This is a genomic window from Actinoplanes sp. NPDC051633, from assembly GCF_040681735.1.
Classification (GTDB): Bacteria; Actinomycetota; Actinomycetes; order Mycobacteriales; family Micromonosporaceae; genus Actinoplanes.
Genome location: NZ_JBFAZH010001390.1, coordinates 1 through 1,837 on the forward strand (window position 1 = coordinate 1; position 1,837 = coordinate 1,837).

3 protein-coding genes are annotated in these 1,837 nt (G+C 72.4%); 2 read left to right on the forward strand and 1 reads right to left on the reverse strand.

The window, feature by feature from the left end:
• Both AB0M20_RS41280 and AB0M20_RS41285 read left to right on the forward strand, forming a co-directional pair.
• A partial coding sequence (locus AB0M20_RS41280; RefSeq protein ID WP_364306757.1) for a hypothetical protein occupies positions 1-289 on the forward strand: 289 nt, incomplete at its 5' end.
• A 36-nt stretch (positions 290-325) separates the two neighbouring features.
• Positions 326-655: a hypothetical protein gene (locus tag AB0M20_RS41285; protein WP_364306759.1), complete on the forward strand. Its 330-nt coding sequence runs from the start codon at positions 326-328 to the stop codon at positions 653-655.
• A 2-nt stretch (positions 656-657) separates the two neighbouring features.
• On the opposite strand, the gene AB0M20_RS41290 is transcribed toward AB0M20_RS41285, so the two are convergent.
• The coding region (locus AB0M20_RS41290; RefSeq protein WP_364306761.1) for a hypothetical protein at positions 658-1,837 on the reverse strand (1,180 nt) is incomplete at its 5' end.

Sequence of the window (1,837 nt, forward strand, 5' to 3'; positions counted from 1 at the left end):
CGTCACGCTGCGCCGCTACTACTTCCCGATCGGCACCGCCAAGCACATCCGTCACCAGGACATCCGCGCGGTCGAGCTGCAACCGATGGGGTGGCTCACCGGCCGGGGCCGCCTGTGGGGCACCAGCAGTCCGCGCTTCTGGCTGCCGCTCGACGCCGGCCGCGCGCACCGGCAGACGCTGGTGATCCTCGACGTCGGCGGGCGGGTCCGCCCGGCGTTCAGCCCGGACGAGCCGGAACGTGTCAGGGATCTGATCGAACGGCACCGCGCCACCCGGCCGGATATCTGACAGTCCGGCGCGCCGCGCGGTCCTAAGGTGATGGCCATGTCGTCGCGGCCGAAGTCCGACAAGGGCACCGTCATCGGCGGTGTCGTCAGCCTGATCGGCGTGCTCATCGCGGTCGGGGCGTGGCTGCACCCGTTCTCCGCGGATGAGCCCGCCGACTCCGGGCGCACCGACTCGCCGGCCGTGATCGACACCCCGGCGGTGGAGGAAACCCCGTCGGTCACCACCGGTCCCACCGGAAAACCCGCCGTGGATCCCGCGCCGACGCCGGCCGATTGCAGCACCATCGCCGACTTCGTCGACCGCAAGCGGTGCGTGGACCAAGAGCGCAACGAGGCGGCACAGGATGTGATCGACGACTTCGAGTGATGCTAGGTCGCCCCGATCCGGAGGGCCGGCCGGGCCTCGGCCAGCGTCAGCGGCGGCGGCATCGGCAGCTTGCGGTCCAGGTCGCGGATCGCCGAGCGGAAGCGGAAGAAGGTCAGCGGGTCGTTCGGGTAGCGCCGCGGCGACACCCCCGCGAACGAACCCGACACCCGCGCCCTGCTCAGCACGTCGCGCCACTGGGCGGCGCTCGCCATCCCGGCCGACTCGACGCCGTGGCAGAACAGCCCGAGGTGCAGGTGGTCGTAGGGCTCGGCCTTGTCGAGATAGCGCCGCAGCCGCGAGAGCGACGGCTCGACCGGGAAGACGCTCCAGTACGGCACGGCGCCCGCGCGCAGTGTCCACCATGGATCGAGCAGCATGAAGGAGTCGACCACCAGCCGGTCCGCCGGCAACCCGCGCCGGGCGTACCAGCCACGGTACAACTCCGCGACCGGTCCGCTGAGATCCTCCGCGTCGTCGAAGCCCAGCCGCTCGACGCGGTAGCCGTTGCGGGCGGCGTACGCCGTCACGTCGTCGCCGAGCGCCGGCTCGAAGCCCCACTCCGCCTCCGGCGCCTCCTCGTCGGCCGGCGGCGCCTGCCAGCGGTCCGCCCGGACCCCGTAGCGGCGCAGATACCGCGCCACGCGGTCGCTGCCCGTGCGGTACTCCTCGGCCGGGATGCCGCCGGTCGCGCCGAACTGGAACAGGTGCCGCTCGCCGATGCGGGTGACCGGCCACCGCTGCCCGCACTCGGCGATCAGGATGGTGCCGCCCGGCTCGAGGTGCTCGGCGAGGAAGCGCTCGTAGGCAGGGCCGAGTTTGGTGCGCTTGACCCGGAAGTACGCCATCCGGGCCAGGGTCAGCCGGTCCTGGTTGGGGTCGTGCATGTGGTGCAGCACCAGGTCGGGGTTGCGGTCGAGCAGCGCCCGGGCGGTGCCGTCGAAGGCGTGTGCGGCGCGTTGCGGGTCGTCCGGCGAGATGCCGCGCTGGCGTACGGGGATCAGCAGGGTCTGCGGCAGCCACGGCACCCCGAGGGCCGCACACAGGTGCACGAGTGCGCCGCCGGACGAGCCGATCACCACGGCGGGGTAGCGGCGACGCGGATACAACGCGGCCATTGCCTCGCTGACCCGATCGAAGTCGATGTCGGCGATCTCCGGCTGGGGTAGTCCCTCGGAGCCGGAG

What these genes read in the sequence shown, in the direction of transcription:
- AB0M20_RS41285 (WP_364306759.1), top strand. Translation starts at nt 326, where the DNA reads ATGTCGTCGCGGCCGAAGTCCGACAAGGGCACCGTCATCGGCGGTGTC.